This window comes from Undibacterium sp. GW821-FHT11B02 (assembly GCF_058808955.1).
In genome coordinates this window covers 308,081-315,281 of record NZ_JBXASD010000009.1, presented here as the reverse complement: position 1 = coordinate 315,281, position 7,201 = coordinate 308,081, and the positions used below count along the sequence as shown (strand labels likewise).

At 52.2% G+C, this 7,201-nt stretch carries 8 protein-coding genes and 1 tRNA gene; all 9 read right to left on the bottom strand.

Annotated elements, in window-relative coordinates; all coding sequences use genetic code 11:
- Window positions 1–3: 3 nt before the first annotated feature.
- Window positions 4–79 (bottom strand) — tRNA-Gly (locus AC1RVX_RS20580).
- A gap of 47 nt (window positions 80–126) precedes the next feature.
- Entirely contained in the window at window positions 127–711 is a 585-nt protein-coding gene (gene pgsA / locus AC1RVX_RS20575) for a CDP-diacylglycerol--glycerol-3-phosphate 3-phosphatidyltransferase (RefSeq protein WP_493218468.1), read from the bottom strand.
- 65 nt (window positions 712–776) lie between these two features.
- Window positions 777–2,645: an excinuclease ABC subunit UvrC gene (uvrC, locus tag AC1RVX_RS20570; protein ID WP_493218467.1), complete on the bottom strand. Its 1,869-nt coding sequence runs from the start codon at window positions 2,643–2,645 to the stop codon at window positions 777–779.
- Between the two features lie 33 nt (window positions 2,646–2,678).
- Complete coding sequence (gene acpS / locus AC1RVX_RS20565) at window positions 2,679–3,080, bottom strand: holo-ACP synthase (RefSeq protein WP_493218466.1); 402 nt, start codon at window positions 3,078–3,080, stop codon at window positions 2,679–2,681.
- A 1-nt stretch (window position 3,081) separates the two neighbouring features.
- Entirely contained in the window at window positions 3,082–3,852 is a 771-nt protein-coding gene (gene pdxJ / locus AC1RVX_RS20560) for a pyridoxine 5'-phosphate synthase (protein WP_493218465.1), read from the bottom strand.
- A complete protein-coding gene (gene recO, locus AC1RVX_RS20555; RefSeq protein WP_493218464.1) occupies window positions 3,849–4,724 on the bottom strand; it encodes a DNA repair protein RecO in 876 nt (291 codons plus the stop codon). Before recO ends, pdxJ begins: the two co-directional genes overlap by 4 nt.
- Before the next feature lie 8 nt (window positions 4,725–4,732).
- The gene (era, locus tag AC1RVX_RS20550; RefSeq protein ID WP_493218463.1) at window positions 4,733–5,635 is read right to left on the bottom strand and encodes a GTPase Era; all 903 of its coding nucleotides are present in this window, start codon (window positions 5,633–5,635) and stop codon (window positions 4,733–4,735) included.
- A gap of 18 nt (window positions 5,636–5,653) precedes the next feature.
- On the bottom strand, window positions 5,654–6,637 hold the full coding sequence (gene rnc / locus AC1RVX_RS20545) for a ribonuclease III (RefSeq protein ID WP_493218462.1): 984 nt from the start codon (window positions 6,635–6,637) through the stop codon (window positions 5,654–5,656).
- A gap of 6 nt (window positions 6,638–6,643) precedes the next feature.
- Window positions 6,644–6,970, bottom strand: coding sequence for a DUF4845 domain-containing protein (locus AC1RVX_RS20540; RefSeq protein ID WP_493218461.1), 327 nt, complete (start codon window positions 6,968–6,970; stop codon window positions 6,644–6,646).
- Window positions 6,971–7,201: the final 231 nt, after the last annotated feature.

Genomic DNA, 7,201 nt, shown 5'->3' with positions numbered 1-7,201 from the left:
TTTTGGAGCGGGAGAAGAGTCTCGAACTCTCGACCTCAACCTTGGCAAGGTTGCGCTCTACCAACTGAGCTACTCCCGCGTTGCGAAGACCAGAATTATATACGAACCATCATTTCTGTCAACTGGTCATTCCATCTTATCGGTGGTTTCCTTAATCAGTGGCCAGGCTTTACGCAAATAATAGAACATGGACCACACTGTCAGCACTGCTGCCACCAGCAGTAACCAGGAGCCAAGTATCTTGGTATCGATGACGCCAAACAGCATGTCGTAATACAGCAGCATGGGTATGGCAGCCATTTGTGCGGTGGTCTTGATCTTGCCCAAAGAGCTGACTGCTACCGATTTTGAAGCGCCTATCTGAGCCATCCATTCGCGCAAGGCAGAGATGGTGATTTCACGACCAATGATGACGAAGGCAATAACGGCGTTGACGCGGTCCAGTTGCACCAGCACCAGCAAGGCACCGGCCACCATCAATTTGTCGGCCACAGGGTCTAAAAAGGCCCCGAATGAGGATGTTTGATTCCAGCGGCGTGCCAGGAAGCCATCAAACCAGTCAGTAACAGCAGCGACGATAAACACTGCGGTGGATGCCACGCCTTTTTCAAAGGGGCTTAACCAGGCATCAGGCAGATAAAAAACACCTACCACCAGCGGTATCAGCGCCACGCGCAACCAGGTCAGCAGGATAGGAAAATTGAAAGGCATGTTTTTTGGTTCTTATTCAGAATGTGCTGCAGGAACAGTCCAGCGCCTGCCGCAATTATATTTCTCTATCGCAGTCGCTTGTAAATTTCTTCTGCCAATTGGCGAGAAATGCCTTCGACACTGGCCAAATCGGCGACGCTGGCATCGCTGACGCCTTTTAAACCACCAAAACGGACCAGCAGGCGCTGACGGCGCTTGGGGCCTATGCCTTCTATTTCTTCCAGTTGCGAGGTCTGTCTGGCCTTGTCGCGCTTGGCACGCATGCCGGTGATGGCAAAACGGTGGGCTTCGTCACGGATCTGGGCGATCAGCATCAAGGCTGCAGATTCTTTGCCCAGTTCTTTTTCTTCACGTCCATCGACAAAGACCAGGGTTTCCAGGCCAACCTTGCGGCCCTCGCCTTTTGCTACGCCGATAATGAGGCTGATATCGAGCCCCAGCTCAACAAACACTTGTCTTGCCATTTCAACCTGGCCCTTGCCACCGTCTATCAGCACAATGTCGGGCATGCGGCGTTCATTGGTTTCATCGCCGCTAGCGACTTTTTCATAGCGGCGAAACAAGACCTGGCGCATGGCAGCGTAGTCGTCACCACCCGTGATGTCCTTGATATTGAAGCGACGGTATTCGCTGTTTTGCATGGCGTGATGGTGAAACACGACGCAGGATGCCTGAGTAGCTTCGCCCTGGGTGTGGCTGATGTCAAAACATTCGACACGCAATTCTTCGAGGTTTTCCACCTCCAGTTCCAGCACGGTTGCCAGTGCACGGGTCCGTGCCTGTTGCGAGCCCTGCTCTGACAGCATGCGTGCCAATGCCAACCTGGCACCTTTGACGGCCATGTCCAGCCAGGCGCGGCGTTGTTCTTGCGGCTGGAAAGACAAATGGATGCGGTGACCGCATTGCTCGGCCAGGGCCAGCATTAAATCAGGCGCATCCAGTTCTACATTCATGACCAGTGTGGATGGAATGAATTGGTCAACATAGTGTTGCGCCAAAAAGGCGGAGATGACTTCGATCTCGATTTCGTTTTCTGCGACGCTGACGGCATCATCCACATGGGTGGGGAAATAAGCACGGTCACCCAGGTGCCGCCCGCCCCTGACCATGGCCAGGTTGACGCAGGCACGACCGCCCTCCACCACCACGGCCAAAATGTCGATATCGACATCGCCTGTGGTTTCCATGCTTTGCTGATGCAGGACTTTGGACAGGGCCTGCATTTGATTGCGTACCATGGCGGCCTGCTCGAATTTGAGTTCCATAGAAAAATCCAGCATTTTCTTTTCCAGGGTCTGCATGACTTCGAGCTGGCGGCCACGTAAAAAGTCGGCGGCATTGTTGACATCTTGCTGATAATCTTCTGGCGCAATGATGTTGACGCATGGTGCACTGCAACGGTTGATCTGGTACAGCAGACATGGGCGGGTGCGGTTGGCAAATACGCTGTCTTCACAACTGCGCAGCAAGAATACTTTCTGCAAGATCTGCATCGATTCCTTGACTGCCCAGCCGGATGGGAAAGGTCCGAAGTATTGGTGTTTCTTATCAATCGCACCACGGTAATACATCATGCGTGGTGTTTTTTCTGTGGTGATTTTCAGATAAGGGTAAGACTTGTCATCACGGAACAGGATGTTGTAGCGCGGCTTTAATGCCTTGATGAGGTTGTTTTCAAGGATCAGTGCTTCGGCTTCGCTGCGGGTAACGGTGGTTTCGAGCTTGGCGATTTTCTCTACCATCATCGCGATGCGCGGGCTGGAGACGTTTTTCAGGAAATAGCTGGATACGCGTTTTTTTAAATCGCGTGCCTTGCCCACATACAGCACCTGGTCATTGCTATCAAAATAGCGATACACGCCCGGCAGGTTGGGTAATTTGGCAACCAGATCAAGCACTTGCTGGCGTGCTTCTGAGATATTTGGTTCGGTCATGATGCAATCAATCTGCAGCGCTTGTGGAAGTCGCTACTTTAGCAGGGATTGTTCAATGATCACAAAGGCGATGGCGTAATCGGTTTCGTCGCTGACAGAGATGCGTGCATTGAGGCCATGTTCTTGCATCCAATGCAGCATGTCGCCTTGCGCCTGTACCATTGGCTGCCCCTGCTCATTGTTCAGTGTCTGCACGGCATGCCAGTTCATGGGGGCACGCATGCCCATGCCCACGGCTTTGGAAAATGCTTCTTTGGCAGCGAACCTTGTGGCCAGATAACGCAGGCCACGGGCTTCGACCAGCGCTTTGCGTTCACGATAGATGGCTAATTCTTCCGGCCCCAGAATTTTTTCGGCAAAGCGTTCTCCATTACGCACCAGGGCATCTTGCATGCGCGAGATTTGTACGATGTCGGTGCCGATGCCGTAAATCATTTCACGTTACTTTGTGTATTTGTGTCAATCGTGCTTTCACCATCAGGGCCTTCATGTCGCTGACGGCTTTTTGCCAGCCGACAAACAGGGCTTGGGCGACGATGGCGTGGCCAATATTCAATTCTGAAATTTCTGGTATCGCAGCGATGGCAGCGGTGTTGGTCAAATGCAGGCCATGACCGGCATTCACTTTCAAGCCATGGCGTATGCCAGTGATGGCTGCTTGCTGTATGCGTACCAGTTCTTGCACCTGCAATGCAGGCTCAGTTGCTTCGGCATAGCGGCCAGTGTGGATTTCAATGACGCTGGCACCTGCTTCTGAGCTGGCTTGTATTTGCTGTTCATCCGCATCGATGAATAAGGATACACGTATGCCCGCTGCCTGCAATTGTCTGACGGCTGCCTGCACTTTGGCAAAGTCACGGACGACATCAAGCCCACCTTCAGTTGTCACTTCTTCACGGCGTTCTGGCACCAGACAGACATCTTGCGGCTGAATGCGGCAGGCGAAATCCAGCATTTCGTTATTGACTGCGGCTTCCAGGTTCATGCGTGTCAGCAGGCGTGGGCGCAGTTGCTCTACGTCTGCATCGCAGATATGTCGGCGGTCTTCACGCAGGTGCAGGGTGATGCAATCTGCCCCCGCCTCTTCTGCCAGCAAGGCCGCCTGCAAGGGGTCGGGATAGGTCGTGCCACGTGCATTGCGCAGGGTGGCAACGTGGTCGATGTTCACGCCCAGTTCGATCAACTGGCTTTGCTGATGGATATTCATAGATTCTGCAAATCGATCAGTATTTGCCGGGTGTTCAAGGCTGCACCATGCAGGTGATGAGCCAGCAAAAAGCGCATCAGCAGCTTGCTTTGCAGTTGCGTGCTTTGTTCAGTATAGTCACCGCGCTGCATGGCCAGCAAGGTCTTGCCGCTGACTCTGGGTACGGTGTCAGCAGGCATGGCGGGTCTGGGGCCGCGTTCGGGGTCGAGCACATAGAATTGTTCTGTCTGCACGCGTTCTCGTTGCTGAGTGCAACGCGTCAGGTCACCCAGCAGGCCGGATTCGCGCAGCAATGCCAATTCAAACCGGCGCAGGACGATGGTGGCGGGTTCGTCATGGGCCAACTGGTTCAGGGTAGAAACGTACAGGTCAAACAGATCAGGATGTGCTTCATCGCGCATCAGGAACTTGACCAGTAATTCGTTCAGGTAAAAGCCACACAGCAAGGCTGATTTTTCCAGCGGCAGCATGCCACCTACCCAGTCTGCTGTGGTCAGAGTACGGATTTCGCCCTTGCCTGTCCAACCCAATTGCAGTGGTTGAAATGTCTGCAAGACGCTGCGCAATTGCGAATGCGGGCGTTTTGCCCCCTTGGCAACCAGAGCGATGCGGCCATGGTCACGCGTCAATACATCGATGATGAGGCTGGTTTCTTTGTACGGCCAGGAATGCAGGACGAAGCCTGGCTGCTCCAGTATGCGCAAGTCTTTGGCGGGGGATTTGCTGGCAGCTCTCGGTGCGGCTTTGGGTGCAGTTTTGGATACGCGTTGGCGTGCAGCAGTTTTTTTTGCAGCAGGTGGCGTTGGCGGGCCAGCTACCGTATTGTCTTCAACGGCGCTGTCTTCCTGCACGGCGACTGCCTGCTCATCCATGGATGGTTTTACTCGTAACCGTAGGCACGCAAACCGGCTTCATTATCTGCCCAGCCAGATTTGACCTTGACCCAGATTTCCAGATACACGGGGCCACCAAACAGTTTTTCCATATCCTGGCGTGACTGGGTGGAAATGTCTTTCAGACGTGCACCCTTGTTACCAATGACCATGGATTTATGGCCATCACGGTCCACCAGGATGGCGACAAACACGCGACGCAGATTGCCTTCTTGTTCAAACTTTTCTATCAGCACAGTGCTGGTGTAGGGCAGCTCATCACCCACAAAGCGGAACAGTTTTTCGCGGACGATTTCTGCTGCCAGAAACTTTTCGCTACGGTCTGTGATGTCGTCTTCACCAAACATGGGTGGGTTCAACGGCAGGTATTTGCGGATTTCACCTTCCAGGTTTTCCAACTGGAAGCGCAAGGTTGCCGATACCGGTACAATCGCCGAAAAATTATGCAGGGCTGCCACTTTCTGGGCAAACGGCATCATGACGGCTTTGTCTTTGACACGATCCGATTTATTGATGACCAGAATGCAAGGCACATTTTTAGGCAACAGATTGATGACTTGCTGATCTGCCGGCCCAAAAGTACCAGCTTCAATGATGTACAAAATCACGTCTGCCGCTGTCAGCGTGGTGGTGACAGTGCGGTTGAGCGTACGGTTCAGTGCATTTGAATGACGGGTCTGGAAACCCGGTGTATCAATATACACGTACTGGGTATTGTCTTTGGTCTGTATGCCGGTGATGCGATGGCGCGTAGTTTGTGCCTTGCGTGAGGTAATGCTGACCTTGGCGCCGATCAGGGCGTTCATCAGGGTCGATTTACCGACGTTAGGTCGCCCGACGATGGCGATGTAACCACAGCGGAAATCAGGATTGTCTATTAATTCAGTCATGCGGTCGTCAGGCAGTTGTCAGGCAGTTTTGGGATGTGGGTCAAGAGTCGTCATGGCTTCATTCACAGCAAGGGTAGTCTTGTCTGTTACTTTGTCAGCTTTATCCGCTGTTTTATCTGTCACTTTATCAGCAAGCTTTTCGGCTTTTTCTATCTTGACCAGTTCTGCTTTCGACGCTTCAGCCTTGGTGGCTTCTGTATCGAGCAGGCTTTTTTGTTTTGCGGTTTGCGGCTTGGCTTCTGGCGCTGCTTCTGTCTGCACGGTCGCGATGCCAGCCAGTTTCAATTGTGAGGCACGTGGCTTGGTTTTCTTGGTTGCGGGCGAACGTACCAACATGGCCAGCGCTGTTTCCAGTGCCAGTTTGGCGGCAGCCTGCTCACCGGCACGACGGCTTCCGCCGGTACCAAATACCTGTATTTCCAGCTTGGGCACCAGGCATTCAATTTCAAACTCCTGGTTATGTGCTGCACCATGCGTGGCCACAACATTATATTGCGGCAAGGCGATCTTTTTGCTTTGCAAGAATTCCTGCAGCAGGGTTTTGGCATCCTTGCCCAGGGTAGTCGGGTCTACCGTTGCCAACACGGGTGCATACAGGGCACGTATGACTTCACGTGCCGCATCAAAACCAGCATCCAGAAAAATGGCACCGAACAGCGCTTCCAGGGTATCGGCCAGGATGGAAGGACGACGGAAACCGCCGGATTTCAATTCGCCCTCACCCAGGCGCAAAAACTGCGACAGTTCTATTCTTTGCGCGATTTCATACAAAGATTGCTGCTTGACCAGGTTGGCACGCACCCTGGACAAGTCGCCTTCGTCGATATTTGCAAAACTATCAAACAACAAGGAAGCTACAACACAATTCAGGACAGAATCGCCCAGAAATTCCAGGCGTTCATTATGCAAAACACTATGACTACGATGTGTCAGAGCCTGCTGCAATAAAGCGGGGTTGCTAAACTGGTGCCCCAGCCTTTTCTGCAATAGTTGTTGATTCATACGGGCTTACTTATTTTCTGCCTTTACTGGCTTTGTGGCGACAATTCCACTTTTAGCGGTTGTGCCCGAGTATTCCATCAATATATTGACGGGGCCAAACAAATGGATTTTTTTATCGTACGAAAAGCTGACATCTATTTCTTCACCATTTTTTTCGATGACCAGATCCTTGCCTGCGATCGCGTCGAAATAGCCCACCTCAGCTTGCTTATCGAATGAATTCTGAACTTCCCGGACAGTATTGCCAGCACTTTTTGCGCCGACAATGGCTTTTTTGATTGAATTGTATTCAATCACGGTAGGTGCCACTTTCATTGCCAGCATGGCAACCATAACGAGTACACCCAAAGAAAGGATCAAACCGATCAGAGAGATACCTTTTTGCCTGTACAGTGTGGAATATGGTGTGTATGACATAGATTTCAGTTCCTGATTAAGATTGAAGCTTGAGAATACGCCGACGAAATATCGCCAGCGACCTTATTGTGCATCCAAAAGCTGGCCTGCGTTAGCAATGCCGGGCTTTTGCTACCCACATCGTGCCTCTGGCAAACCGCACCGGCA

Bases quoted from the DNA above. Each gene is read 5' to 3' on its own strand.
- AC1RVX_RS20540 (WP_493218461.1), bottom strand. From the start codon at position 6,970: ATGGTTGCCATGCTGGCAATGAAAGTGGCACCTACCGTGATTGAATAC.
- acpS (WP_493218466.1), bottom strand. From the start codon at position 3,080: ATGATTTACGGCATCGGCACCGACATCGTACAAATCTCGCGCATGCAA.
- recO (WP_493218464.1), bottom strand. From the start codon at position 4,724: ATGGATGAGCAGGCAGTCGCCGTGCAGGAAGACAGCGCCGTTGAAGAC.
- pdxJ (WP_493218465.1), bottom strand. From the start codon at position 3,852: ATGAATATCCATCAGCAAAGCCAGTTGATCGAACTGGGCGTGAACATC.
- rnc (WP_493218462.1), bottom strand. From the start codon at position 6,637: ATGAATCAACAACTATTGCAGAAAAGGCTGGGGCACCAGTTTAGCAAC.
- era (WP_493218463.1), bottom strand. From the start codon at position 5,635: ATGACTGAATTAATAGACAATCCTGATTTCCGCTGTGGTTACATCGCC.
- uvrC (WP_493218467.1), bottom strand. From the start codon at position 2,645: ATGACCGAACCAAATATCTCAGAAGCACGCCAGCAAGTGCTTGATCTG.
- pgsA (WP_493218468.1), bottom strand. From the start codon at position 711: ATGCCTTTCAATTTTCCTATCCTGCTGACCTGGTTGCGCGTGGCGCTG.